General features: G+C 72.0%; 29 protein-coding genes. 16 read left to right on the forward strand and 13 right to left on the reverse strand.

Annotation, left to right across the window (positions count from 1 at the left end):
* A complete protein-coding gene (locus tag B073_RS0129410; protein ID WP_018541669.1) occupies nucleotides 1-870 on the reverse strand; it encodes a helix-turn-helix domain-containing protein in 870 nt (289 codons plus the stop codon).
* Nucleotides 871-1080: 210 nt separating this feature from the next.
* Between B073_RS0129410 and B073_RS41460 the strand changes: the two genes are divergently transcribed.
* The 4 genes from B073_RS41460 (at nucleotide 1081) to B073_RS0129430 (ending at nucleotide 2726) form a co-directional block, all read left to right on the forward strand.
* The gene (locus B073_RS41460; protein ID WP_106731996.1) at nucleotides 1081-1542 is read left to right on the forward strand and encodes an ATP-binding protein; all 462 of its coding nucleotides are present in this window, start codon (nucleotides 1081-1083) and stop codon (nucleotides 1540-1542) included.
* On the forward strand, nucleotides 1539-1913 hold the full coding sequence (locus tag B073_RS0129420; RefSeq protein WP_018541671.1) for a hypothetical protein: 375 nt from the start codon (nucleotides 1539-1541) through the stop codon (nucleotides 1911-1913). Before B073_RS41460 ends, B073_RS0129420 begins: the two co-directional genes overlap by 4 nt.
* Before the next feature lie 104 nt (nucleotides 1914-2017).
* A complete protein-coding gene (locus B073_RS0129425) occupies nucleotides 2018-2368 on the forward strand; it encodes a hypothetical protein (RefSeq protein WP_234025195.1) in 351 nt (116 codons plus the stop codon).
* A gap of 94 nt (nucleotides 2369-2462) precedes the next feature.
* Complete coding sequence (locus B073_RS0129430; protein ID WP_018541673.1) at nucleotides 2463-2726, forward strand: SCO4848 family membrane protein; 264 nt, start codon at nucleotides 2463-2465, stop codon at nucleotides 2724-2726.
* A 49-nt stretch (nucleotides 2727-2775) separates the two neighbouring features.
* On the opposite strand, the gene B073_RS0129435 is transcribed toward B073_RS0129430, so the two are convergent.
* The 4 genes from B073_RS0129435 to B073_RS0129455 all read right to left on the reverse strand — a co-directional run bounded on the left by B073_RS0129435 (nucleotide 2776) and on the right by B073_RS0129455 (nucleotide 4840).
* Nucleotides 2776-2970 carry a hypothetical protein gene (locus B073_RS0129435; protein WP_018541674.1) on the reverse strand — a complete coding sequence of 65 codons (195 nt, stop codon included), beginning with the start codon at nucleotides 2968-2970 and terminating at the stop codon, nucleotides 2776-2778.
* A 335-nt stretch (nucleotides 2971-3305) separates the two neighbouring features.
* Nucleotides 3306-4142 (reverse strand): Scr1 family TA system antitoxin-like transcriptional regulator, encoded by an 837-nt coding sequence (locus tag B073_RS0129445; RefSeq protein WP_018541676.1) that lies wholly within the window; start codon nucleotides 4140-4142, stop codon nucleotides 3306-3308.
* A complete protein-coding gene (locus B073_RS0129450) occupies nucleotides 4126-4650 on the reverse strand; it encodes a DUF6879 family protein (RefSeq protein ID WP_026247846.1) in 525 nt (174 codons plus the stop codon). The genes B073_RS0129445 and B073_RS0129450 overlap by 17 nt, the downstream gene beginning before the upstream one ends.
* Nucleotides 4634-4840: a hypothetical protein gene (locus B073_RS0129455; RefSeq protein ID WP_026247847.1), complete on the reverse strand. Its 207-nt coding sequence runs from the start codon at nucleotides 4838-4840 to the stop codon at nucleotides 4634-4636. Before B073_RS0129455 ends, B073_RS0129450 begins: the two co-directional genes overlap by 17 nt.
* Nucleotides 4841-5459: 619 nt before the next feature.
* Here B073_RS0129455 and B073_RS41465 point away from each other — a divergent pair.
* Nucleotides 5460-6752 (forward strand): D-alanyl-D-alanine carboxypeptidase family protein, encoded by a 1293-nt coding sequence (locus B073_RS41465; RefSeq protein ID WP_018541679.1) that lies wholly within the window; start codon nucleotides 5460-5462, stop codon nucleotides 6750-6752.
* Nucleotides 6753-6840: 88 nt separating this feature from the next.
* On the opposite strand, the gene B073_RS41470 is transcribed toward B073_RS41465, so the two are convergent.
* The 3 genes from B073_RS41470 to trpS all read right to left on the reverse strand — a co-directional run bounded on the left by B073_RS41470 (nucleotide 6841) and on the right by trpS (nucleotide 10050).
* Nucleotides 6841-7926, reverse strand: coding sequence for a YihY/virulence factor BrkB family protein (locus B073_RS41470; RefSeq protein WP_018541680.1), 1086 nt, complete (start codon nucleotides 7924-7926; stop codon nucleotides 6841-6843).
* Nucleotides 7927-8279: 353 nt separating this feature from the next.
* Nucleotides 8280-8879, reverse strand: a complete 600-nt coding sequence (locus tag B073_RS0129470) for a 2'-5' RNA ligase family protein (protein ID WP_018541681.1) — start codon at nucleotides 8877-8879, stop codon at nucleotides 8280-8282.
* 106 nt (nucleotides 8880-8985) lie between these two features.
* Nucleotides 8986-10050, reverse strand: coding sequence for a tryptophan--tRNA ligase (trpS, locus tag B073_RS0129475; RefSeq protein ID WP_420706467.1), 1065 nt, complete (start codon nucleotides 10048-10050; stop codon nucleotides 8986-8988).
* A 100-nt stretch (nucleotides 10051-10150) separates the two neighbouring features.
* Between trpS and B073_RS0129480 the strand changes: the two genes are divergently transcribed.
* The gene (locus tag B073_RS0129480) at nucleotides 10151-10432 is read left to right on the forward strand and encodes a type II toxin-antitoxin system RelE family toxin (protein ID WP_018541683.1); all 282 of its coding nucleotides are present in this window, start codon (nucleotides 10151-10153) and stop codon (nucleotides 10430-10432) included.
* An 8-nt stretch (nucleotides 10433-10440) separates the two neighbouring features.
* On the opposite strand, the gene glyA is transcribed toward B073_RS0129480, so the two are convergent.
* Nucleotides 10441-11718, reverse strand: a complete 1278-nt coding sequence (gene glyA / locus B073_RS0129485) for a serine hydroxymethyltransferase (protein ID WP_018541684.1) — start codon at nucleotides 11716-11718, stop codon at nucleotides 10441-10443.
* A 310-nt stretch (nucleotides 11719-12028) separates the two neighbouring features.
* On the opposite strand from glyA, the gene rocD reads away from it, so the two are divergent.
* The gene (gene rocD, locus B073_RS0129490) at nucleotides 12029-13234 is read left to right on the forward strand and encodes an ornithine--oxo-acid transaminase (protein ID WP_018541685.1); all 1206 of its coding nucleotides are present in this window, start codon (nucleotides 12029-12031) and stop codon (nucleotides 13232-13234) included.
* A gap of 59 nt (nucleotides 13235-13293) precedes the next feature.
* A complete protein-coding gene (locus tag B073_RS0129495; protein WP_018541686.1) occupies nucleotides 13294-14220 on the forward strand; it encodes a hypothetical protein in 927 nt (308 codons plus the stop codon).
* 39 nt (nucleotides 14221-14259) lie between these two features.
* On the opposite strand, the gene B073_RS0129500 is transcribed toward B073_RS0129495, so the two are convergent.
* Nucleotides 14260-15702, reverse strand: a complete 1443-nt coding sequence (locus B073_RS0129500) for a PLP-dependent aminotransferase family protein (RefSeq protein ID WP_018541687.1) — start codon at nucleotides 15700-15702, stop codon at nucleotides 14260-14262.
* Nucleotides 15703-15749: 47 nt separating this feature from the next.
* Here B073_RS0129500 and B073_RS0129505 point away from each other — a divergent pair, with 47 nt between their 5' ends.
* From B073_RS0129505 to B073_RS0129540, 7 genes are all read left to right on the forward strand, one after another.
* A complete protein-coding gene (locus tag B073_RS0129505; protein WP_018541688.1) occupies nucleotides 15750-16253 on the forward strand; it encodes a carboxymuconolactone decarboxylase family protein in 504 nt (167 codons plus the stop codon).
* 5 nt (nucleotides 16254-16258) lie between these two features.
* Nucleotides 16259-16708, forward strand: coding sequence for a carboxymuconolactone decarboxylase family protein (locus B073_RS0129510; RefSeq protein ID WP_018541689.1), 450 nt, complete (start codon nucleotides 16259-16261; stop codon nucleotides 16706-16708).
* A complete protein-coding gene (locus tag B073_RS0129520; protein WP_018541690.1) occupies nucleotides 16705-17469 on the forward strand; it encodes an isocitrate lyase/PEP mutase family protein in 765 nt (254 codons plus the stop codon). Before B073_RS0129510 ends, B073_RS0129520 begins: the two co-directional genes overlap by 4 nt.
* Nucleotides 17470-17534: 65 nt before the next feature.
* Nucleotides 17535-18290: a serine hydrolase gene (locus tag B073_RS0129525; protein WP_018541691.1), complete on the forward strand. Its 756-nt coding sequence runs from the start codon at nucleotides 17535-17537 to the stop codon at nucleotides 18288-18290.
* 167 nt (nucleotides 18291-18457) lie between these two features.
* Nucleotides 18458-18769 carry a hypothetical protein gene (locus tag B073_RS0129530; RefSeq protein ID WP_018541692.1) on the forward strand — a complete coding sequence of 104 codons (312 nt, stop codon included), beginning with the start codon at nucleotides 18458-18460 and terminating at the stop codon, nucleotides 18767-18769.
* Between the two features lie 92 nt (nucleotides 18770-18861).
* Complete coding sequence (locus B073_RS0129535) at nucleotides 18862-20340, forward strand: hypothetical protein (protein WP_026247850.1); 1479 nt, start codon at nucleotides 18862-18864, stop codon at nucleotides 20338-20340.
* 70 nt (nucleotides 20341-20410) lie between these two features.
* Complete coding sequence (locus tag B073_RS0129540; protein WP_018541693.1) at nucleotides 20411-20920, forward strand: FBP domain-containing protein; 510 nt, start codon at nucleotides 20411-20413, stop codon at nucleotides 20918-20920.
* Nucleotides 20921-20987: 67 nt separating this feature from the next.
* Here the strand turns inward: B073_RS0129540 and B073_RS0129545 are convergent, their stop codons facing one another.
* On the reverse strand, nucleotides 20988-21824 hold the full coding sequence (locus B073_RS0129545; RefSeq protein WP_051094245.1) for an alpha/beta fold hydrolase: 837 nt from the start codon (nucleotides 21822-21824) through the stop codon (nucleotides 20988-20990).
* A 74-nt stretch (nucleotides 21825-21898) separates the two neighbouring features.
* Here B073_RS0129545 and B073_RS0129550 point away from each other — a divergent pair, with 74 nt between their 5' ends.
* Nucleotides 21899-22336 (forward strand): MerR family transcriptional regulator, encoded by a 438-nt coding sequence (locus tag B073_RS0129550; RefSeq protein ID WP_018541695.1) that lies wholly within the window; start codon nucleotides 21899-21901, stop codon nucleotides 22334-22336.
* A 150-nt stretch (nucleotides 22337-22486) separates the two neighbouring features.
* On the opposite strand, the gene B073_RS0129555 is transcribed toward B073_RS0129550, so the two are convergent.
* The gene (locus B073_RS0129555; RefSeq protein ID WP_018541696.1) at nucleotides 22487-23260 is read right to left on the reverse strand and encodes a succinate dehydrogenase iron-sulfur subunit; all 774 of its coding nucleotides are present in this window, start codon (nucleotides 23258-23260) and stop codon (nucleotides 22487-22489) included.
* Entirely contained in the window at nucleotides 23260-25014 is a 1755-nt protein-coding gene (sdhA, locus tag B073_RS0129560; protein ID WP_018541697.1) for a succinate dehydrogenase flavoprotein subunit, read from the reverse strand. The genes B073_RS0129555 and sdhA overlap by 1 nt, the downstream gene beginning before the upstream one ends.
* Nucleotides 25015-25032: the final 18 nt, after the last annotated feature.

Consider the following 25032-nt stretch of genomic DNA (forward strand, 5'->3'; position numbering starts at 1 on the left):
TCACTCCTTGTGCCGTGTTCCGTCTTCAAGGAGTTCCCGGATGCGCTCGGCACTCCTGTCCGGCGGCAGTGCCGCTGAGCGTAGCTGATCGAACGTGTTCACGTAGAGAGCCAGGTCCTCGGGCGCCTCCACGATGCTGGTGTTCGCCGGGTTCTCCAGCGTCACGGCTTCCACGTTCACCTCACCTCCGAAGGAGAAGGCCACAAAGGCGCCGGCCATTCCGGCAATCAGGCTTGCTGTCGCCGGGAGCAGCTGGATCGTGACGTTCTGCCGCTCTCCCGCCTCCAGAAGGTGCGTCAACTGCCGCTCTTCGACCTTGCGTTGGAAGCGCAGGGACGTGAGGGCCGGCTCCCAGATGATTGCGGTGAAACTGGCCCCGCCTTCCTCGATCCGTCGCTGACGTTCTTGGCGCAGCTTCGCCAACTCGACGACCTTCTCGGAAGGGATCCTCCTGGGCCCTATGGCAATGACGGCTTCCATGTACTCAGTGGTTTGCAGCAATCCGGGGATCAGGATCGGGCCCCACGATCGAATGGACGTGGCCTCGTGTTCGAGGGCGATGTGGTGCGCGTAGCCGGCCCCGACTGTGTCTTGGTAGTCGATCCACCAACCACGTTCGTTGCTCCTCCGTGCCCATTCCAGCAATCTGGCCCGCTCGGCCGGATCCTGCACTCCGTAGAGGTCCAGCAGCGTTCGAACCTCCAGGGCTGACGCGGTCGTCTGCCCGCTCTCCAATCGGCTGACCTTGGAGACGGACTTCATGATCGCCTCGGCGCTGTCCGGTTGATCCAGCCCGGCCGCTTCTCGATGGCGCCTCAGCGCATTGCCGAGCCTTCGACTGCGGACCGTGGGCCTCCCACCTGCGGGCATGAGCGCCCTCCTTTCAACGACCGCCTCAGTGTGCCGCGTTGAGTCGTAACGGAGCCAGTTTGCTCGCTCACGTAGGGCGATCGCAACTTGCGCGGGCATGGCTTGCTTGCGTGTCACGCCACGCCCTACGCTGACCGCCGTCACGCAATGCACGTATGTGAATGCGTTGCGTATTGACGCCGCTCCGTCATGCGCACCAAGGGGATAGCCATGTCCGCACGCGCCCGGTTCGTAGCAACTCCGCCCCTCGCTCCCGTAGTCGCCTATCGGCTTCCGTCTGACGTGCGGAGCGTCGGGTGGGCCCGTAGGGAGCTGCGGCGGCGGCTCCGCTTGTGGGGTGTCGGGGGTGAAGTTGCCTCTTCCGCCGAGCTGTTGGCGTCCGAACTCGTCACCAACGCGGTGCGGGCGCACGTCGGGCAATCCGCCGCCGCGGCCGCAATCGGAGTGCGGTTCGCGCTGGCGGGCGATCGGCTGCGGCTGGAGGTGCGCGACGTGAGCGACGGGGTGCCGGTCGTCAGCGGGTCGACGGGGGTCGAGGAGGAAGGGGAATCGGAATGTGGTCGTGGGTTGGTGCTCGTGGACGCCTTGGCAAGTGGTTGGGGCGTGGTGTGGGACGGCACCGGAAAAGTGGTGTGGGCGGAGTTGACGGTGACCGCTCCGGGAGTGTTGTGAGCGTCTCGGGTGAAGTGGCCGTCTATCGGGCGGAGTTGGTCGTCCACCGGCCGTCCGGGACGCCGATCGACCTCGGGGGTGTGGTGTCGTACTCGCCCCGTCGGGCGGCGTGGTGGGTGCGGACGCGCGCCGAGCAGGTCGCGCAGCAGTTAGGGGTGCCGTGCGGCGCGGGGGTGCGGGGTTGGCTCGGCGAGCGGGGCGACTTCGAGCGGGCGGTGGCGGCGCTCGTGGCCGGAACTCCCGTCACGCTGACCGTCGTTGACGCCGAAGGGTGCGCGTACGCGCTCGTGGCCCGGCCCGGTGGCAGGGGCGTCGGCGCGTTCGGGAACGGCACGCCGCGGGGCCGGGAGGCGACATGGCTGGCGGCGTGAGGCGCCCAGACGGGGCGGGAGGGTCGCAACGGCCGCAACGGACGGAGACGGGGTCGGCCGGGCCGGCGATCGGGGCCGTGTCGGGGATCTGGTGCGAGCGGACCGTGTACCGATCCGTGCACGCGGACGAGGTGGCGTCCTGGACGTTCCTCGCCGTCGACACTCCGCTGCGGGCCGTGGGAGTGATCACCGCGGACGCCCGCAGGCTGGCGGCCGGCCTGCGCGGACGGGCAGGTGCGCGGGCGCTGCGGGCGGCGGCCGACGCGGGGCGCCTGGGCGCGGTGGCCGCGCTGCACCGGGGCGAGCCCTGCGGGCTGGCGCTGACCTGCGCCGGAACGTGGGTGGAGTGGTCGGCGACGCCGGTACTCTTCCTGCCCGTCGTCAGCGGGACGGGGCTGCGCTGTCGGGGTCGGGACGACCCGGCGGGAGGCTTCGGCGTGGCCGCCCCGCGGTGATCGCCCGGGCAGGGCGGGGACGCCCCGGAACCCGGTCGCGCGCATCGCGGATACTGGCAGGGCAAGGCTCCCCCGTAGCAGAGGACACCGCCCCATGAAGCTCAGCCGTCCCGTCTCCTGGTTCCTACTCGCCTTCGGCGCCTGGTCCTGGGTGGTGTGGGTGACCTTCGTCAAGAACCTGATCAAGGACGCCAGCGGCCTGGCCTTCGATCACGGGAACCCCACCGCGTACTTCTGGATCCATCTCGCCCTCGCCATCACCTCGTTCCTCCTGGGCACCGCGATCGGCGTACTCGGCTTCCGGGGCCTGCGCGCCCTGCGCCGCGAGACGGCGGGGACCGCGGCGGCCGAGAGCTGACGGGGGCGCGAGCGATCAGCGACCGAAGCAGGCTCCGGCCGCCGACGGCTTACTTGCTCTCACCTCCGCTGGGCTGAGGAGAGGGATCGCGGGGAGCCTCCGGAGGCATGGGACCCCCGTCGTGCTTCCCGCCCTCGTCCTCGGCGCCGACCTCCAGATCCCGTGGGTGCCGGAACGGGACGCCGGGCCAACCCTCGGTGTCCCGTCGACGCGTCTCGAACGTCTCGACCGCCACACTGCTCATCTTTCGACTTCCTTCGTGCTTTCGTGTCCATCCGGGCGGGATTGCCTGGCCATTGGCCGTTACCTCGGGCACGTGCCGGTGTGCCGGTAGATCACTACGGGCGGGCCGGAGACGCGTTCGATCTGACCGCGGAGAGTCAGCTCGAACGTCCGGATCGGCTCCGCGCAAACAGAGCACCGCTGCCCCTTGGGTGCGTAGGTGGGGTACTCCCAATTTCCCTCGAATGTTTCCGAGCTGCCCGCCATTTCTTGCGCCTCCCCAGTTGTCCTGTGAGGCATCAATGATCCTGCATCAGTGAAAGAAGTCGCTGTCTTATTCGCGTTGTCGACTAAAGATCACTGGCGGAATGACCACGCCCAGGTGGTCAGCAATTGTCGAGCATCGTCACCATAGACGGCGTGTGCCGCATAGCTGGTGAATCGGTCGAGGAGTGAACGGACGTCTTTGGGGTCTCGGAAGACGGCAGCCCCGAGGTCCGTCTCGATGGTCGCCAGGCGGTCGTCGTAAACGGTGAATGTACTCAGCGGCGTGTTGCTGAACCTCACGCCTATCGGAAGAATGCCGAGCCGAATGTTCGACTGCAGGGTCAGTGAGGCCAGTCGGTCAATCTGGAGGGCCATGGCGTCCGACGAAACCAATGGGTACCTGATTGCCTGCTCGGTAAGGAGAAAAGTGAAGCGCTTGGAGTGGTCGAGCAGGACGGCCTGACGTTGGAGCTTCATGCCGATGGCCTTGGCCTGTTGTGCCGGCGGGGCATGGGCGATGCTTTCCCGGATGTAATCCGGCGTTGCCAGCAAGCCTGTGGCCATGGACAGCATGAAGTACCGGAAGTCTGTGGTGACCGCCTCCAGCCCGGCCAGCTCCGACTGCTTCTTGTCCAGCCCTTTTCGATGCAGAGCCTTGCGGTCCTGCCATTCCGTCTGAGCTATTCGCGCGATGGCCAGGACCTCGGCTGCGACAGCGGGGGAGACGCTCAGCCCGCGCAGGATCTGCTCAACGTCCACCAGGGACGGACGGAGCTTCCCCCCTTCAATGCGACTGATCTTGGACTGGGACATATGGCAACGCGCGGCAAGCCGGACTCCGGAGAGCCCGGCTTGGCTGCGGAGATGCCTGAGCATGGCCGCCAGTTCCAGACCGGTCCGGCCGAGCCGGTCAGGCTCGATGGCCACCGTTCACGTACTCCTCGAAGGGGACCGATTCGGCGATCGCGATCCGCTGGTACTCGACGAACGGAGACACGTCCCCTTCGAATACCTCACGATTGATCTGCCTGCCGTCCTCCTCGTAGTTCATGAGCACGACTTCTGTGCGGTCGAACATCCAGAAGTCCTGGATTCCCTCCAGGGGATTGGTTCGATCAGTCACGTCGAGGACACGAATGTCGTCCCCGGCCTCAGCGTGCGCCCGGTAATAGCGCGCGAACTCGAATCGAAGGTAGTCGGAGAGCGGTCGCGTCACGATATGCACCCGGCCGTTGTACTTTCCCTCCGCCCGCTGACGTGAGATACGTTCTGTGTATGAGGAGGCCGTGCGCGGTGCCAGTGGCCGTCCCTCGCGAAACGCGGCAAAATCTGCGGTCTCCTGCGGTACGAGGTACTGCGGGAGGGTCTCAAGCCGCCATGCCTCTCGTTCGATCTCCGCGAACCGACGTCGCCACGCTTCACCATCCAAGAGCACGCACGGCCTCCCTCAGCACGTCTTCCGGAATCTCTACCAGGCCCTCACCGGGCGGTGGCGTGAACGCCTCAGAAATGCCTCCCTGCATGACGAGTGTCCCGTTCGCCGCCCGGTAGACATTCGGGCAGTCCTCGTCACCGCACGTGCCGTTTCCGTTGCCGGTGAGCCGGGTCAGTTCCTCACGTGGCATGCCGAAACCCCCTCGCTTCTGGCCCTGGCGGGCCAACTGGCCACGACGGTAGGGGGGCTGGCCCCGGGCGTCCATGCGAGCGCGCTCCTTATGCGCGTCCTGGCATAAACACGGCCGGGGAGCGGCACGGCAACGCGTAGGGCGACGGGGGCACGGCCCGTGGCCCCGTACGTCAACCTCGCTCGGCAGCGTGCCGACCCCGGTCGCAAGTGATTCACATCCCGGTCGGGTGGATTGTGGATCCCCGGCGGGCCGGCTCCCGTCTTCGGGCCTGTGGAACATGTGCTCACCCCGGGCGTCGGGGCGTGCGGTGGGACACCGGGTGGGTGCGGTGACGGGGACGGAGGTCCATGTCCTCGTGGCTCCTCGACAGGAACGGTGACGGGTGCTGTGACCTGCTCTTTTGCCTGGTCCTGAGGTTGTGTTGGTGAGTTGTTTGTGAAAGGTGGGCCAGATGCGCCAGTTCCCTCGTGAGGCGGGCGGGAAGCGGGATGCGGGGCGAGGGAGCGGTACGGGTACCCGGCCGGACCGCGGTGGCGGCTCCATCCGGCCGTTCGGAGGGGCACTCTTCCGTGGGGCGCGTTCAAAGACGCGGCCGCGGGCGGGTACGTTCACGGACGTGCCGACGACCTTGAATGCCTCCGCGTCCCCGTCCGCCGTCCGAACCGCTGCCGCGCTGGCGTCCTCCGTACTGCTGTCGCCGCTGCTGGCCGGCACCGCGCACGCCGCCCCCGCGGACGGCGGCCGGCCGCCCAAGGCCCCCGTGCCGCCCGCGAAGATGTCGCAGGTCGGCGGGGAGCGGCTGGGCCGGCCCGGTGTCCAGGTGCAGCTCCGGCCGGGCGCGCCCGAGCTGCCCAAGGAGCTCACCGGCCGCTCGTGGATCATCTCGGACGCCGAGACCGGGGAGGTGCTGGCCGCGAAGAACCCGCACTGGCAGCTGGCGCCGGCCAGCACGCTGAAGATGCTGTTCGCCGACACCGTGCTGCCGAAGTTCCCCAAGACCACCAAGTACACGGTCAAGGCGGCCGACCTGGCGGGCATGGGCGTCGGCAGCAGCCTCGTCGGGATAAAGGAGAACCTCACCTACACCGTCCACGACCTGTGGCTGGGGGTGTTCCTGCGGTCCGGCAACGACGCGGTGCACACGCTCTCCGCGATGAACGGCGGTACGGAGGCCACCGTCAAGCAGATGCAGCAGCGGGCGGTGCAGCTGAACGCCGGCGACACGCATGTGGTCACGCCGGACGGTTACGACGCGCCGGGGCAGGTGTCCAGCGCGTACGACCTGAGCCTGTTCGCGCGGGCCGGGCTGCAGAACCCGGACTTCCGGGAGTACTGCTCCACGGCGAGCGCGCAGTTCCCGGGCGACCTGGGCAAGGACGGCAAGCGCGCCACCTTCGGCATCCAGAACACCAACCGGCTGCTCAGCGGCGACTACGACATCAAGCCCTACCCGGGCATCGCGGGCGTGAAGAACGGCTCCACCACCAACGCCGGGTCCACCTTCACCGGGTTCGCCCAGCACGGCGACCGCAAGCTGCTGGTCACCGTGATGAACCCGGAGAAGAAGCAGCACAACGAGGCGTACCGGGAGGCCGCCAAGCTCTTCGACTGGGGCTTCGCGGCGGACGGCAAGGTGACGCCGGTCGGCAGCCTCGTCGAGCCGAAGGGCTCGGGCAAGGACCAAGGCGACGCGAAGAACGGCGACCCGCAGGCCCAGGCCGGGCTGGACTCCGGCGGCTGGGGCGGACCGTGGACGGTCGCCGGGATCGGCGGCGGAGTGGTTGCCCTGATCGCCGCGGCGGCGTGGTTCGTTCGGAGGAGGCGCCCGCAGCCGGAGGCCGGGGGCGGCACCGGGCAGGACGCGGCGCAGGGGCGCCGGGGCGGCTCCGGGGGCCGGCGGCGGAAGTGACCGGCGGCGAAGGCGGCCGGGGGAGGACGTGACCGGCGGCGGGAAGTGACTGCCGCCGGGGGCCGGCGCCGGGGCCGGCCCGCCGCCGTCACGCCGTGGCGGCCGGCCCCGTCTCCGGCTGCCGCCCGGTCTCGTCCGGGCGCTGCCCGGCCCCTTCGGTCGCCGTCCAGGACGCGCAGAAGACCAGCAGCTTCGCGGTGAAGTTGATCCACAGCAGCAGCGCGATCGGGGTGCCGAACGCCCCGTACATGCTGCGCCCGGCGACGCCCTGGAGATAGCTGCTGAGCAGCAGCTTCAGCACCTCGAAGCCGATCGCGCCGATCAGCGCGGCGACGACCAGGGCCCGGCGCGGCGGGTGCGCGCCGGCGAGCTTGGTCAGGACGTAGGCCAGCATCAGGAAGTCGGCGAGCACCGCGATGCAGAATCCGGCGGCGGTGAGCAGGACGCTGACCGCGCCGCCCCGGGGCAGGCCGATCGCGTCCACCGCCCGGCCGACCGCCGCGGAGGCGAACGCCGAGCAGCCCACCGAGACCACCGCGACCGCGCCGAGCCCGAGCAGCAGCCCGCCGTCGCGGACCTTGCCGAGCAGGAAGTTGGTTTCCTCGTCGGGAAGTTCCCAGACCGCCCGCAGGCAGTCGCGCAGGGACTGCACCCAGCCGATGCCGGTGAGCAGCAGCGCGGCACCGGCGATCAGGCCGACGGTGCCGGCGTTGTCGACCAGCCCGGCCAGGTCGAGCTGGTTCGAGATGCCGGGGACCTGCTCGGCGAGCTTGGCCTCCAGCGTGTGCAGCTGGTCCTTGCCGATCGTGGCGGCGACGATCGCGGCGGCGACGGTCAGCAGCGGGAAGAGCGCGATGAAGCTGGTGAAGGTGATGGCCGCGGCCAGCCGGGTCCAGTGGACCCGCAGCATCCGCGCGTAGCTGCGCCACAGGTGGGTGACGAGCAGTCGCTCGACGAGGGGAGCGAGACGCGGTCCGACGACCGGCAGCCGCGGGACCCAGCCGAAGGGGTTGTCGCCTTCGGCGCCTGTCCCCGAGGCGCGGTCCGCGTCGGCGGTGCCCTCCGCGGCCCCGTCCGCGTCACCGTCCGCGGCCCCCTCCGCGTGGCCGTGCGAGTCCTCGTCGGCGTCCCCGTTCCCGTCCCCGTTCCCCTGGACGTCGCGCCCGCCGTTCATCCCCGTACCGCCTCCCGTGCCGGCCGCTCCGGCTGATGATCCGGAACACTAGATGAGTGAGTCCGAAGTCCCGTCGTCCGCCCGAAGGGCGGGCCTCGCGGCGTCTGGTGCGGTGCATCGCAAGGCGCCGGAGCGTCTTGATAGCGGAGCTATCGGGACGGTTCGGCAACGCCGCGAGGTGCCGTGCCAGACGCCGCGAGGCAGGCGGGACTTCGGACTCACTCATCTAGCTTCCGGCTACCCCGGCGTCCCGTGGCTACCCGACGCACCGGGCACGCGCGTGACGGCCGGGGCGACGGCACGGCGGCTCCATAGGAGGCGGCTCAGTAGGCGGCGATTCCGTAGGCGGTGGCTCAGGGGAACGTGGCCGGCGGCCGGGACAGTTCGGCCGGTTCGCCGCCCTGCCGGGGCACCGGCACCGGGCCCCCGCCGGCGCCGAACGGGTACTCCCGCTCCAGCCGCCAGACCTCGTCCGCGCCCTTCTCGTAGAGCGCGAAGCCGGCGACCGTCCAGGTGGCGGAGAAGTCCGCCAGCTCCGCCTGGGCGCGGTCCATGGCGGCCTCGTCGATGCCGTGCGCGATCGTCACATGCGGGTGGTACGGGAACTGGAGCTCGCGGGCGCACGGCCCGGACGCGGCGCGGACCCGCTCCTGGAGGACCGTGCAGCCGCCCGCGCCCTCGACGACCTTGACGAAGACCACCGGCGAGAGCGGCCGGAAGGTGTCGGTGCCCGCCAACCGCAGCGGAAACGGCCGGGACGCGGCGGCGACCTCGGCGAGATGGCGCTCGATGTCGGGCAGCGCGCCGGCGTCCACCTCCGTCGGCGGGAGGAGGGTGATGTGCGTGGGGATGCCGCGGGCGGCCGGGTCCCCGAAGCCCTCGCGCTTCCGCTGGAGGAAGCGGCCGTGCGGCTCCGGGACCGCGAGCGAAACGCCGAGCGTTACGGTCCCCACTGCGTTCTCCCTCCTGACGTGTGCGTGCGCGCCGCACGGGCGCGCACCCTTCCCAGTGTGCCGGGGACGGACCCTGACGGGCGCGTCCCCGGGTCTGCGCGGACGGTCAGCGCTTGGCCGGCAGGAACCCGATCCGGTCGTAGGTGGTGGCCAGGGTCTCGGCCGCCACCGCGCGGGCCTTCTCGGCGCCCTTGGCCAGGATCGTGTCCAGCGTCTCGGGGTCGTCGAGGTATTCCTGCGTACGGTTCCGGAACGGGGTGACGAAGTCGACCATCACCTCGGCCAGGTCCGTCTTGAGCGCGCCGTACATCTTGCCCTCGTAGGAGCGCTCCAGCGACGGGATGTCCTGGCCGGTGAGGGTGGACAGGATGGTGAGGAGGTTGCTGACGCCGGGCTTGGCCTCGCGGTCGAAGCGGATGACCGTGTCGGTGTCCGTCACGGCGCTCTTGATCTTCTTCGCGGTGACCTTGGGGTCGTCGAGGAGATCGATGATGCCCTTGGGCGAGGACGCCGACTTGCTCATCTTGATCGACGGGTCCTGAAGATCGAAGATCTTCGCCGTCTCCTTGACGATGTACGGGTTCGGGATCGTGAAGGTGTCGCCGAAGCGGGTGTTGAAGCGGTCCGCGAGGTCGCGGGTCAGCTCCAGGTGCTGGCGCTGGTCCTCGCCGACGGGGACCTGGTCGGCCTGGTACAGCAGGATGTCGGCGACCATCAGGACGGGGTAGGTGAACAGGCCGACCGTCGTGCGGTCCGTGCCCTGCTTCGCCGACTTGTCCTTGAACTGCGTCATCCGCGACGCCTCACCGAAGCCGGTGACGCAGTTCATGACCCAGCTCAGCTGGGCGTGCTCGGGGACGTGGCTCTGCACGAAGAGCGTGCAGCGCTCCGGGTCGAGGCCGGCCGCCAGCAGCTGGGCGGCGGCGATCCGGGTGTTGCGGCGCAGCTCCGCCGGGTCCTGCGGGACGGTGATCGCGTGCAGGTCGACGACCATGTAGAAGGCGTCGTGCGACTCCTGCAGCGCCACCCACTGGCGCACCGCACCGAGGTAGTTGCCGAGGTGGAAGGAGCCGGCGGTGGGCTGGATACCGGAGAGCACTCGAGGATGCTGCATGGCGGAGCCATTCCCCTTGGGGCGGTGGTGGGCGACGGGCGGGCGATCGAGAGCCATGGGAGTCATTCTCTCAGGTCCCGTCCACAGCCGGAGAACAGGTGCACGGTGGGCTGGTCTCCTCGGTACGCTGGCGAAGTCACGCCGAGTTGGAGGGCTCATGCCGCACGAAGAGATCTACGAGATTCTGTACACCGAACCGGCAGCCCGCGATCGCGACCGGCTCACGCCCGTCCGTCGCGCTTCCTTCGACAAGGCCGTGGAGTTGCTGGCCCGCGACCCGTACACCGAGCTGTCGCGGCCTGTCGGCCCCGGCGAGCAGGACCGCGAGATCCGCCTCACGTCGCAGATCGTGGCCGAGTACATGGTGTCGCGCGGCCGTCTGCTCCTGGTCGTCCTGCGGATCTTCGACGACGCCGACATCCTGCTCGCCGAGGACTGAGATCCGGTTCAGTCGCCGGTCGCCAGCCCCGGTGCCGGGTAGGCGGCCATGAGGTCCGTGACCTCTCGGCGGATCGCCGTCAGGGTCTCCTCGTCGCCGGTGGACGCGGCCCGGACGCCGCGGTCGATCCACTCCGCGACCTTCGGCATCTCCGCGGTGCCCAGCCCCCGCGACGTCAGCGACGGGGTGCCGATCCGGATGCCGGACGGGTCGAACGGCTTGCGCGGGTCGAACGGCACGGTGTTGTAGTTCACCACGATCCCGGCCCGGTCCAGGGCCTTGGCCGCGACCTTGCCGGGCACCTCCTTCGACGTCAGGTCGATCAGCACCAGGTGGTTGTCGGTGCCGCCGGAGACCAGGTCGAAGCCGCGGGCCAGCAGCGCCTCGGCGAGCGCCTTGGCGTTGGCGACGACGGCGTGCGCGTACTCCCGGAAGGACGGCGCGGACGCCTCGCGCAGCGCCACCGCGATGGCGGCCGTGGTGTGGTTGTGCGGGCCGCCCTGCAGGCCGGGGAAGACCGCCTTGTCGATCGCCTTGGCGTGCGCCGCGCGGGACATCAGCATCGCGCCGCGCGGACCGCGCAGCGTCTTGTGGGTGGTGGTCGAGACGACGTCGGCGTGCGGCACGGGCGAGGGGTGCGCGCCGCCCGCGATCAGGCCCGCGATGTGCGCGATGTCCGCGACCAGGACGGCGTCGACCTCCCGCGCGATCTCGCCGAAGGCCGCGAAGTCGATGGTCCGCGGGACGGCCGTGCCACCACAGAAGATGATCTTCGGGCGCTCCTTGCGGGCCAGGTCGCGCACCTCGTCGAAGTCGATCCGCCCGGTGTCGGCCCGTACGCCGTAGCCCACCCCGTGGAACCACGTCCCGGTCGCCGAGACGCCCCAGCCGTGTGTGAGGTGCCCGCCCATCGGCAGCGACATGCCCAGCACCGTGTCGCCGGGCGAGGCGAAGGCGAGGTACACGGCGAGATTGGCGGGCGAGCCGGAGTACGGCTGCACATTGGCGTGCTCGACGCCGAAGAGTGCCTTGGCGCGCTCGACGGCCAGGGTCTCCACGACGTCGATGTTCTGCTGGCCCTCGTAGTAACGGCGGCCCGGGTAGCCCTCGCTGTACTTGTTCTGGAGGACCGTCCCGGTGGCCTCCAGTACGGCGGCGGAGACGTAGTTCTCGCTGGGGATCAGCCGCAGGGTGTCGGCCTGGAGCCGCTCCTCGGCGCCGACCAGCGCGGCGAGTTCGGGGTCGGCGGCGTACAGGGCGGGATGGGCGAGGGGATGGGCCGTCATGGCGTCCTCCGGGGCGATCGAGCGGTGGTCGGTCGTGGTCCCGGGGTACCCAGGCGGGCGGCACCTCGTAGGCGTGTGGCCACGCACCGCTTCCTCGGGGTCCGTTCCCCGTGCGCCAGTCGCGGCTGCGCACCGGAATTCTAGATGAGTGCGTCCGAAGTCCCGCCTGCCCCGCGGCGTCTGGTGGCGGGCGTCCGGTGCGTGGCCTGCGGGCGCCCGCGCCGAGCGAGACAATGAGTAAGGAGAGATCGGCACAGAAGACCGGCACAGAAGTCGGACCGGGAGTCCGGACCAGCGGACGGAGTCACCCGTGACGTCCACGGAAGCGTTCATCGCCGCCGCCGAGGCCCACAGCGCCCACAACTACCACCCGCTCCCCGTGGTCGTGGCCACCGCCGAGGGCGCCTGGATGACCGACGTCACCGGCCGCCGCTATCTGGACCTGCTCGCCGGGTACTCCGCGCTCAACTTCGGCCACCGCAACCCCCGTCTGCTGGCGGCGGCCCGCGCCCAGCTGGAACGGGTCACGCTCACCTCGCGCGCCTTCCACCACGACCGCTACGCCGACTTCTGCACCCAGCTCGCCGACCTGTGCGGGATGGAACTCGTCCTGCCGATGAACACCGGCACGGAGGCCGTGGAGACCGCGGTCAAGACGGCCCGGAAATGGGGCTACCGGGTCAAGGGCGTACCCGACGGCCGGGCCGTGATCGTCGTCGCGGAGAACAACTTCCACGGCCGGACCACCACCGTCGTCTCCTTCTCCACCGACCCCGAGGCCCGCGCCGACTTCGGCCCGTACACCCCCGGCTTCACCGTCGTCCCCTATGGCGACCTGGCCGCCCTGGACGCCGCCGTCGACGCCGACACCGTCGCGGTGCTGCTGGAGCCGATCCAGGGCGAGGCCGGGGTCCTGGTGCCGCCGCGCGGCTACCTGGCCGGGGTGCGCGAGCTGACCCGGGCCCGGAACGTGCTCTTCGTCGCCGACGAGATCCAGTCCGGGCTGGGCCGCACCGGCACCACCTTCGCCTGCGAACACGAGGGCGTGGTGCCCGATGTGTACGTCCTCGGCAAGGCGCTGGGCGGCGGGGTGGTGCCGGTGTCCGCGGTGGTGTCGTCCCGCGAGGTGCTGGGCGTCTTCCGGCCCGGCGAGCACGGCTCGACGTTCGGCGGCAACCCGCTGGCCTGCGCGGTCGGCCTGGAGGTCATCGCGATGCTGCGCACCGGCGAGTACCAGCGGCGGGCCGCCGAACTCGGCGACCACCTGCACCGCGCGCTGGCCCCGATGGTGGGCGGCGGCGCGGTGGACGCGGTCCGCGGCCGCGGCCTGTGGGCCGGCGTCGACATCAACCCCTCCCGCGGCGACGGCCGGGCCGTCTCCGAACGGCTGCTGGCCCGCGGCGTCCTGGTCAAGGACACCCACGGCGCGACGATCCGGATCGCACCGCCGCTGGTGATCGGCAAGGAGGACCTGGACTGGGGGCTGGAACAGCTCCGGGTGGTGCTGGGCGCGTAGCGTCCGTTGCGCGGGAGACCCTCTGCCCCGTGGCCCCGGGGCGCCGTACAGTCGGAGCCATGCTGCTCGGGATGATCTGCGCGCTCGCGTCCGCGGTCTGCTTCGGTACCGCCTCCGTCTTCCAGGCCGTGGCCGCCCGGGACACCCCGCCCGGCACCGGCTCCGGCGTCGACGCCCGGCTGCTGCTGCGGGTGCTGACGCAGTGGCGGTATCTGCTCGGGCTGGCGCTGGACGGGCTGGGCTTCCTGCTGGAGCTGGTGGCGCTGCGGACGCTGCCGATCTACACGGTCGGTGCGGCGCTGGCCGCGACCCTCGCGGTGACCGCGGTGGTCGCCGCGCCGGTCCTGGGCGTCCGCCTCCGGCGCGCCGAATGGCTGGCGGTCGCGGTGGTCTGCGGCGGGCTGGCCCTGCTGGCGCTGTCGTCCGGCGGCGAGGGGCACCGGGCCGGCACCCCCGCGCTGCGGATCGGGGTGCTGGTCTTCGCGGCCGCCGTGCTCGCCGCCGGCGCCCTGGCCGGCCGGCTCCCGGACCGCTCCCGCGCCGCCGTGCTCGGCCTCGGCTCGGGCTTCGGCTTCGGGGTCGTCGAGGTCGCGGTGCGCCTGATCGACGGCTTCGCCCCGTCCGACCTGCTCACCAACCCCGCCACCTACGCGCTGCTGATCGGCGGGGCCGCCGCCTTCCTGCTGCTGACCTCGGCCTTCCAGCGCGGCGCGGTCACCACCGCCACCGCCGGCATGGTGATCGGCGAGACCCTCGGCCCGGCCGTGGTCGGCGTCGTCTGGCTCGGCGACCGCACCCGCGACGGGCTGGCCCCGCTGACCGTCGCCGGTTTCGCGCTGGCCGTCGCCGGGGCGCTGGCGCTGGCCCGCTTCGGCGAGGCACCGGCAACCGAGGCCCCGGCAACCGAGGCCCCCGACAGCGACACGAACACCGACATACCGGCGGCCCCGTCCGACCCCGCCACGGCGGCCGCCGAACGCCCCTGAACACCCTGAACGGGAGCCCACCCCGGCCCGCCGCCCCCCTCACCCCGCCGGCGGCATCGCCCTCAACAGGGCCTCCAGGACGGCCGAGAACGCATGGTCCGGCGGGCGGCCGTAGGTGATGACCAGCGCGTCGCGGGTGGACGCCGGGCCGGCCGGGTCGGTGAACTCCGCCAGCCCGGTCACCGCCAGGCCCTGCCACCGCGCGGCCTGGACGACGGACTGCTCGGTGCCGGGCGGGAGTTCCAGCACCGCGTGCAGCCCGGCGGCGATCCCCGAGACGTGCACCTGCGGGGCACGTTCGGCCAGCGCGGCCACCAGCTGGTCGCGCCGCCGCCGGTAGCGCAGCCGCATCCCGCGCAGATGCCGGTCGTACGCGCCGGAGGAGACGAACTCCGCCAGGGTGAGCTGGTCCAGCGAACCGGACTGCCACTCGCCGGTCGACTTGACCTCCAGCACCCGGTCCATCAGCCGGTCCGGCACCACCATCCACGCCAGCCGCAGCGCCGGGGCCAGGCTCTTGCTCGCGGTGCCCAGGTAGACGACGTGATCGGGGTCCAGCCCTTGAAGGGCCCCGACCGGCTGCCTGTCATATCGGAACTCGCCGTCGTAGTCGTCCTCCAGGACGTAACCGCCGGTGGCGCGCGCCCAGTTGACCGCCGCGGCCCGCCGGTCGGGGTGCAGCGGGACGCCGGTGGGGAACTGGTGGGCGGGGGTCAGCAGGGCCGCCCGCAGGTGGTCCAGGCCGGTCAGCCGGCCGGTGTCCGCGCCGTGCGCGTCGATCGGCAGCGGGACGGTGCCGAGGCCGGCGCGGGCGATGACGGCGCGGTGGAAGGGCAGCCCGTACGCCTCGGTGGCGACCCGGCCGGGGGCGCCGCCGCGGGGCCGCAGCGCCCGGCACAGCACCCCCAGCCCCTGCATGAACCCCGCGCAGACCACGATCCGTTCGGGGTCGGCCCGCACGCCCCGCGCCCGGGCCAGGTACTCCGCGAGCACCGCGCGCAGCTCGGGGCGGCCGGCCGGAGTGCCGTATCCGAACGCCTCGTTGGGCGCGGCGGTCAGCGCCCGGCGGGCCGCGGCCAGCCAGGCGGTCCGCGGGAAGGACGAGACGTCCGGGGTGCCGGGGGTGAGGTCGAAGCGCGGGCCGGCGGCGGGGGAGGGCGGGCCCGGGGCGCGCCGGGGCGCCTGGCCGCCCGCCCGCGGCAGGACCCGTTCGGCGACCTCGGTGCCCGAGCCCTGGCGGGCGCTCAGCCAGCCCTCGGCGACCAGTTCCGCGTAGGCGTCGGCGACGGTGTTGCGGGCGATGCCGAGGTCGGCGGCGAGGGACCGGGAGGACGGCAGCCGGGTGCCGGGGGTCAGCCGCCCGGACCGCACCGCCTCGCGCAGCGCGGCCATCAGCGAGGCCCGCACCCCGCCCGGCCCGCCGAGGTCCAGATGCAGGTCCCGGCCCAGATCCCGTCCGAAAGTGGCCCGCGATTTCTCCATGGAAGTGGACCATACCGCTGAGCCACTCACCGCGTAGCGTCTACGGCATGACGAACCCGACGACACCGCCCGCAGGGCAGCAGGCGCCGGCCGCCGCCGGCCACCGGCACGGCCCCCGGATGCAGTGGGCCGAGCTGGCCCCCGACGTCTACAAGGCCATGATCGGCCTGGACGTGGCGGCCCGTAAGGGCCTCGACCCCACCCTGGCCGAACTGATCAAGATCCGCGCCTCGCAGATCAACCGGTGCGCCATGTGCCTCCACATGCACACCACCGACGCCCGCAAGGCCGGCGAGACCGAGGAGCGGATCGCCCTCCTCAGCGCCTGGGAGGAGGCCGCCGGCTACTACACCGACCGCGAGCGGGCCGCCCTGGCGCTCACCGAGGCGATCACCGTGCTCACCGAAGGCTTCGTCCCGGACGCCGTCTACGCGCAGGCCGCCGCCGTCTTCGACGAGCCCGAACTCGCCCAGCTGATCGCCATGATCACCACCATCAACGCCTGGAACCGCTTCGGTGTGGCCACCCGCCGGGCCCCCGGACAGGAGTGAGCACGATGACCCACCGCATGACGTTCTGGAGCAAGGTCCCCGCCTTCTTCCAGGCCCAGCTCAAGCTCACCGAGGCCGCCAAGAAGGGCTTCGGCGACCCGGTCCTCGCGGAGCTGGCCGTGCTGCGCGCCTCCCAGCTCAACAAGTGCGCGTTCTGCGTCGACATGCATGTGAAGAACCTCCGCGAGGCCGGCGTCGAGCAGCAGCGGATCGACCTGCTGCCGGCCTGGGAGGAGGCCGGCGACCTCTACTCCGAGCGGGAGCGGGCGGCACTGGCCTTCACCGAGGCGGTCACCGTGCTCACCGACGGCTTCGTCCCGGACGCGGTCTACGAGCGGGCCGCCGCCCAGTTCACCGAGACCGAACTCGCCCACCTCCTGGCCGTGATCGTCGCCATCAACAACTGGAACCGCGTCAACGTCACGATCCGCCAGCCTCCCGGTGGACAGCTGTGACCGGCACCGGCACCCGTACAGGAGGCACCGGCCCCGCGGCCGCGCTGCGCGCCCTGCACCACGACCGCCGGCCGGGCGACCCGCTGGTCCTCCCCACCGTCTGGGACGCCGCCTCCGCCCGGGTCTTCGCCGACGCCGGCTTCCCGGCCCTGGCCACCCCCAGCGCGGGCATCGCCGCGTCCCTGGGATACGCGGACGGCGAGACCCCGGCCGACGAGATGTTCGCGGCGATCGCCCGGATCGTCCGGGCCGTGGACGTGCCGGTGACGGCGGACGTGGAGGCCGGGTACGGGCTGTCCGCCGGGGAACTGGTCGGCCGGCTCGCCGAGGCCGGCGCGGCTGGCTGCAACCTGGAGGACTCCGACCACGCCACCGGCGCCCTGCGCGACCCGCAGGAGCAGGCCGACCGGCTGGCCGAGGTCCGGGCCGAGGCCGGCGACGCGCTGGTGATCAACGCCCGGATCGACACCTTCCTGCGCGGCCAGGGGGACCCGGCCGCGGCACTGGCGCGGGCCCACCGCTACGCCGCGGCCGGCGCCGACTGCCTCTACCCGATCCTCGCCCCGCCGGAGCTGCTGCCCGAGCTGGCCGCGGCGGCCCCCCTCCCGCTCAACGCCATGGCCAGGGCCGGCGGTCCCTCCCCGCGTGAACTGGGCGAACTCGGCGCGACCCGGATCACCTTCGGCGGCGGCCTCCAGCGCGCGGCGACGACGGCATTGTCGGCAGTCGCGGAGCGCCTGAGGGACGGGGCTGGCCTCTGACGGGACCCGCCGCGGGACCCGCCGCGGGGTCCCGCGCCCCACGCCGCCGCGCCCTACGATGAGCCATGCTCTCCGTAGCCGTAGCCCCCTGGCGGCGCCCCCCGGTGCTCCTGCGGAACGCCGACGTCCCGCACTACGCGGCCAGCACGATGAAGGTCGCGGTGCTCGCCGCCGTCCACCGCAGCGGCCTCGACCCCGACCACGCGGTCCCGGTCGTCAACCGCTTCCCCTCGGTGGCCGCCGGCAGCTACGCCCACGACCGGGCGGAGGACAGCGACCCCGAGCCCTGGCGGCTGCTGGGCGGCACCGCGCCGCTCGGCTGGCTCGCCGACCGGATGGTCCGGCACTCCTCCAACCTGGCCACCAGCCTGTGCATGGCCGCGGTGGGACGGGCGGCGGTGGCCGAGGTGTGGCGGCGGGCCGGGGCGTCGGCCGCGTCCGGCAGCCCGCGCGGCATCGAGGACGCCGCCGCCCGCGCCGCGGGCATCGACAACCGCGTCACCGCCCACGACCTGATCCGGCTGCTGGCCTCCCTCGAACCGGAGGTGCTGGCCCGGCTGGAGCACAACGTGCACGCCGTGGACCTCGCCGCGGGACTGCCGCCCGGCACCCGCCTGGCCGGCAAGAACGGCTGGGTGAACGGGGCGCGGCACAGCGCCGCCGTGGTCTACCCGCCCGACGCCCCGCCCTACGCCCTCGCCGTCTGCTACACCGGCCCGCTCGCCGACGGCCAGGACACCGGCGACCCCGCGGCCCGTCTGCTGGCCCGCCTCTCGTCCCGCGTCTGGGACGGCCGCCACCGCCTCGCCGCATGTTCCTGACGTCTCGTCAGATCGCCTGATGCCGCGGCGAATTGCCCACTTCAGGGTGGCTGGTCCGCGCTACGGGCGGCCCCGATGCGGGTATCAGGAGAACGGGCGTACGGGAAGTCCGGCGGGCTTGATAGCTTGGTGCCGAAGGCCCGCGGGGCAACGGGGAGAAGCGGCACATGACCGAGCGGTTCAGGGTCGATCTGGAAGAGCTGGACGTCGTCGTGCGACAGCTGCGCCATCTGCAGCGCGACATGGACGATCCCGCCCAGACCGTCACGTACAACACCACCATCCCGAAGCCGGCGTTCGGGAAGGGCTTCCTGGAGGCCGGCCAGCTCGCCGACGCCCACGACGGCATGCAGACATACATGGCGGATGTGCTCGGCGCGCTGCAGGACCTCATCGGCACCTTCGGCGAGAAGACCGAGGCCAGCCGCGGCGCCTACGAGGACCAGGAGCACGAGGCCCGGCACCCGGGGCACGACTGACGTACCCCCTGCCCGGCACGTACGACCCGACCGGGCGGCCATGACGACGGGGACGACGACAGGGACGACGGCGACGAGGGAGGGGGACCGGCATGACGGAGACCGGCCGACAGCACGACGGCGCCCAGGAGATGGAGCGCCGACGGACCGAGCAGGAGCGGGCCGAGCTGCTGAAGTCGCTCCGGGGGCACCGGCTGACACCGCGCTCCCCCTCCGACTTCCAGAAGCACGCCCTGCCCGCGCTACGGGCGATGATCGAGCACGCCGGCCCCGAGACGATCGAGACCTCCGGACGGCACTGGCGGTCCGCCGCCGACCGGCTGGGCGGTGACGACGGCCACGGCGGCATCCGCAAGGCGTTCCAGGACGCCGTGGCGCACGCCTCGGCGCACTGGGAGGGCGCCGCGGCCGAGGCGTTCCGCCGGGAGGCCGCCAAGGTGCTGGCGAAGATCGAACGGAGCTACCAGCACGCCCGCAACGTCGAGTCCACGCTGATCGGTTCGCGCGCCTCGGGCCCTGAGGCCGGCGTCGCGCACAACCTCCGCGAGGCGCAGAAGGCGCTGCTCAGGCTCCAGCTCGCCGGGGCCGCCGCCCCGACGACGGAGGCCGGCGACGACAGCCAGTTCAAGCGGGACATGGCCAACCCCAAGCTCGACACCCGCAGGGCGCTGGAACTCAACCGTCACTCCCTCCCGCCGGCCAAGCAGTGCCAGATCGAGGCCGTCGTCGTGATGGACGAACTGGCCGCCCACTACGAGGCGCAGGGCAAGCGACTCCGGGAGGGCACCGGGCCCGGCGTCACGGGGGACTGGCCGGTCGCCCCGTCCGGCAGCCCGGCCCCGCCGCCGGTGGACACCGCGGTGACCGGCGGCCCGCAGCCGCACCACCCGCCGGCCGCCCAGCGGCCCAACGGCGCGGGCGGCGGCGCGGTACCGGCCGGCTTCGACAGCCCCCGGACCGCCCGCCCGTCGCCCGACCTCCACCCCCAGATGACGGCGCTGCCCGCCGACCCTCCGCTGGTGACCACCGGACTGGAGAGCATGGGCGGCGCCACCCCCGCCGCACCGCCCGCCGGCGGCCACGCCGTCGTCGGCGGCACACCGGCCGGCGGCCACCCCGCCGCCCCGGCAGCCACCGGCGGGTTCCCGGGCAGCGCCGCGCTGGGCGTCATCGGAGTGACCGGTGGTGGCATGCCCGCCGGCGGTGCACGCGGCACGGGGCGGGGCGCCGGCGGGGCGCGCCGCAGCGCCGGTGGCGCGGCGGGCAGCCCGGACGGTGCCGCCGCCCGTACGGCCGTACCGCCCGGCACCCCCGCCGCCCCGGCCGCCCGGCCCCAGGGCCCGGCCGGCCCGGCGGGCGGCACCAGGCAGGGCGGCGCCGGACTCCACCGCAGCCGCGGCGGCGCCCGGCCGAGCGCGCCGGACCCGGCCGCCGCCCAACCGGGAAAGGCCAAGGGCGAGCAGCCCGACAAGGGCGCCCGGAGCCGCTCCGCGGGACCGCGCTCCCGCCACGTCGACGAGGACGAGGCGCCGCGTCCGCCGCGGCAGATCCCGCCGCCCGTGATCGAGTGAGGCCCCGCGGGTGCGGGGCGCCCGAAAATCGGACGACGCGCCCCGCACCCCGCTGTTAGCGTCCGGAACCATGCATCCGGTCGGTGAAAAACAGCTACGTGCCTCCTTCGTCAACTGCTCCAAGGGGGAGGCGAGCCGGCTCCGCCTGCCCACGGGACTGGCCGAACTCCCTTGGGAGCACCTCGACTTCCTGGGCTGGCGCGACCCCGGAGCGCCGGACCGCAGCTATCTGGTCGCCCCGCGGCCCGACGGCCTGATGGGCGTGACCCTGCGGGTGCCGCAGGGCGTGCGGCGCAGCTTCACCAAGACGACGGTCTGCTCGATCTGCCTGACCGGCCACCCGGGCTCCGGCGTCAGCCTGCTCGCCGCCCGCCGCGCCGGCCCCGCGGGCCGCCAGGGCAACACCGTCGGCACCTACCTCTGCGCCGACCTCGCCTGCTCCCTCTACGTCCGCGGCCGAAAGCGCTCCCAGCTCGCCGGCCGCCACGAGGAGACCCTTCCGGAGGCGGAGCGGATCGCGCGCACCGTGCGGAACCTGGACGCCTTCCTGGACAAGGTCCTGACCGGCGAACCGGCCTGAGCCGGCGGGCCCGTGCCCGGGCCCGGAAGCGCACCCGCCGCCGTCCGCTCCGCCCCGGCCCGCCCGCTCACAGCCCCCGCGCCGCCAGGAAGTCCCCGATCAGCGCCAGCCACTCCGCGTTCCGCTCGACCATCGGCAGATGCCCGGTGGCGATCTCCGCGTACTCGGCGCCCGGGATGTGGTCCGCCAGATAACGGGAGTTGGCCGGGTCCAGCAGGGCGTCCAGGGTGGTGGCGATGACCAGGGTCGGGACCGCGATGCCCGGCAGGTCGGCGGTGGTGTCCAGGGCCTTGACCAGGGCCGCCTGCTCCGCCGAACCGGCCGGCGGCAGCGTCGGGTCCGGGTCCAGCACGGTGGCCAGCTCGGCCGGCGGCAGCGTGTTGAGGTATTCCGGCGCCACCCCGCTGAGCGCCCGCGCCTGGGCGAAGCCCTGGTAGTCGCCGCGCTCCAGGAGCCGCAGCCACAGGTCCAGCCAGACGTGGACGCGGGCGTCCGCCTTGGCCAGCCCGGCGGTCAGGACCAGCCCCCGCACCCGCTCCGGATGCCGGGCCGCGGCCCGTACGGACACCGCGGTGCCCATCGAGAAGCCGATCACGGTGAAGGTCTCCAGACCGGCCGCGACGGCCTCGGCGACCACCGCGTCGGCCAGCGCGTCCAGCTCCAACGGGCCGGTGGCACGCGGGGTTTCGCCCGAACCGGGGTAGTCGGGCGCCACCACCCGGTGGCCGGTGGCGGTCAGGGCCGGGATCAGCGTGCCGTAGTTGTCCCGGACACTGCCGGTCGCGCCGTGCGCCAGCAGGACGCCGGGCCCGCCGGCCGGGCCCGCGACGGTGGTGGAGAGCGGCGGAAGGGAAACGGACGGGCTCTGCGTCACAGGAATCTGCGTTACGGGAATCTGCGTCATGCCCACGAGGTTTCCGTTTGACACCGGTGTCAAGGTCAAGCCGAATCGGGGAGAAACGGGGAGAGGAGACTCACATGGGGGACGGGGCACGGACGGACGCCCGGCCGGCGGGCCGGATGCGGATCGGCGAACTGGCCCGCCGCACCGGCGTCAGCACCCGCGTCCTGCGCTACTACGAGCAGCGCGGCCTGCTCCGCGCCGGACGCGACGCCAACGGCTACCGCACCTACGACGCCGACGCCGTGGCGGTCGTCGCCCACATCCGCGAACTGCTCGCCACCGGCCTGAACACCGAGTCCATCCGCGATCTGCTGCCCTGCGCCCAGGGCGGCCCCGGGCTGGTCTCCTGCACCTTCTCGTGCGGCGTCATGGAGCAGCAGATGGCCCAACTCGACGCCGAAATAGCCGAGTTGCAGCAGCGTCGCGCGGCCCTGGGGGCGTACGCGCGCCTGATGCGGCAGCGCCGCACCCAGGACGAGGCACTGGCCGCGATGGCGCTGCGGTCGGGCTGAGCGGCCCGGCACCCGGAAACGCCGAAGGCCCCGCTTCCACAAGAGGAACCGGGGCCCATGCCCACCAGCACAGCAACCATCAATTGAGGCACCCGTACGGCGAGCAACCAACTCCGCGAAAGCGGCGCCGGTTTAGGCGCAAAGAGGTGCTCAGAACCGGCGCGTGATCAGCGCCCGCTTGACTTCCTGGATCGCCTTGGTGACCTCGATACCGCGCGGGCAGGCGTCCGTGCAGTTGAAGGTCGTGCGGCAGCGCCAGACGCCGTCCTTGTCGTTGAGGATCTCCAGCCGCTGCTCGCCGCCCTCGTCACGCGAGTCGAAGATGAAGCGGTGCGCGTTGACGATCGCCGCCGGGCCGAAGTACTGGCCGTCGTTCCAGAACACGGGGCACGAGGAGGTGCACGCCGCGCACAGGATGCACTTGGTGGTGTCGTCGAAGCGCTCGCGGTCCTCGGCGGACTGCAGCCGCTCGCGGGTCGGCTCGTTGCCGGTGGTGATCAGGAACGGCATCACGTCCCGGTACGCCTGGAAGAAGGGGTCCATGTCGACGACAAGGTCCTTCAGCACCGTCAGGCCCTTGATGGCCTCGACGGTGATCGGCTTCTCGGGGTTGATGTCCTTGATCAGCGTCTTGCAGGCCAGCCGGTTGCGGCCGTTGATCCGCATCGCGTCCGAGCCGCAGATGCCGTGCGCGCAGGAGCGGCGGAAGGTCAGCGAGCCGTCCAGCTCCCACTTGATCTTGTGGAGGGCGTCCAGGACGCGCTCCTTGGGATCGATCTCCAGCCGGAAGTCCTCCCAGCGCGCCTCCTCGGAGACCTCCGGGTTGAACCGGCGGATCCGGAAGGTGACGCTGATCAGGTGCGACGCGGTGTTCTCCGCCGCGTCCAGTGCCGCGGAGTGCTTGTCGAGAGTCGGGGTGCTCATCAGTACTTACGCTCCATCGGCTGGTAGCGGGTCTGCACGACCGGCTTGTAGTCGAGCCGGATCGACTCGGAGCCGTCTGCGCCCACCTCGCGGTACGCCATGGTGTGCCGCATGAAGTTGACGTCGTCGCGGTTGGGGTAGTCCTCGCGGTAGTGGCCGCCGCGGGACTCCTTGCGGGCCAGCGCGGAGACCGCCATGACCTCCGCCAGGTCGAGCAGGTTGCCCAGCTCGATGGCCTCCAGCAGGTCGGTGTTGAAGCGCTTGCCCTTGTCCTGGATGGACACGTTCTTGTAGCGGGCGCGCAGCTCGCCGATCTTCTCGACCGCGGTCTTGATCGTCTGCTCGGTGCGGAAGACCATGACGTTGGCATCCATGGTCTCCTGCAGCTCCTTGCGGATCTCGGTGACCCGCTCGCTGCCGGTGGCCTCGCGCAGCCGCTCGACCTGCTCCTGGACGAGCGCCGCCGGGTCCTCGGGCAGCTCGACGAAGTCGGCGGTGGCCGCGTACTCCGCCGCGGCGATGCCGGCCCGGCGGCCGAAGACGTTGATGTCCAGCAGCGAGTTGGTGCCCAGGCGGTTGGCGCCGTGGACGGAGACGCAGGCGACCTCGCCGGCGGCGTACAGGCCCGGCACGACGGTGGTGTTGTCGGACAGCACCTCGCCCTCGACGTTGGTCGGGATGCCGCCCATGGCGTAGTGCGCGGTCGGCTGGATCGGGATCGGGTCCGTGTAGGGCTCGATGCCGAGGTAAGTGCGCGCGAACTCGGTGATGTCCGGCAGCTTGGCGTCCAGCTGCTCCGGCGGCAGGTGCGTCAGGTCCAGGTAGACGTGGTCGCCCTCGGGGCCGCAGCCGCGGCCCTCGCGGATCTCCGTGTAGATGGAGCGGGAGACGACGTCACGGGAGGCGAGGTCCTTCATGACCGGCGCGTACTTCTCCATGAAGCGCTCGCCGTCCTTGTTGCGGAGGATGCCGCCCTCACCGCGCGCACCCTCGGTGAGCAGGATGCCCATCCGCCAGATGCCCGTCGGGTGGAACTGGAAGAACTCCATGTCCTCCAGCGGCAGCCCGCGGCGGTACACGGCGGCCTGGCCGTCACCGGTCAGCGTGTGCGCGTTGGACGTCACCTTGAAGAACTTGCCGCAGCCGCCGGAGGCGTAGACGACGGCCTTCGCCTGGAAGACGTGGATCTCGCCGGTGGCCAGCTCGTAGGCGATCACGCCGGCCGACTTCTTGACGCCGTCGACCTCGGTGATCAGCTGGTCCAGGACGTAGAACTCGTTGAAGAACTCCACGCCCTCCTTGACGCAGTTCTGGTACAGCGTCTGGAGGATCATGTGGCCGGTGCGGTCCGCGGCGTAGCAGGACCGGCGGACCGGGGCCTCGCCGTGGTTGCGGGAGTGGCCGCCGAAGCGGCGCTGGTCGATCCGGCCCTCCGGCGTGCGGTTGAAGGGCAGGCCCATCTTCTCCAGGTCGAGGACCGAGTCGATGGCCTCCTTCGCCAGGATCTCCGCGGCGTCCTGGTCGACCAGGTAGTCACCGCCCTTGACCGTGTCGAAGGTGTGCCACTCCCAGTTGTCCTCCTCGACGTTGGCGAGGGCCGCGGCCATGCCGCCCTGGGCGGCGCCGGTGTGGGAGCGGGTGGGGTAGAGCTTCGTCAGCACGGCGGTGCGGCTGCGCTTCGTCGCCTCGATGGCGGCGCGCATGCCGGCGCCGCCGGCGCCGACGATGACGGTGTCGTACTTGTGGATCTGCATGGGTCGTTACCTCAGTCC

The organism is Streptomyces sp. MspMP-M5 (assembly GCF_000373585.1).
GTDB lineage: Bacteria > Actinomycetota > Actinomycetes > Streptomycetales > Streptomycetaceae > Streptomyces.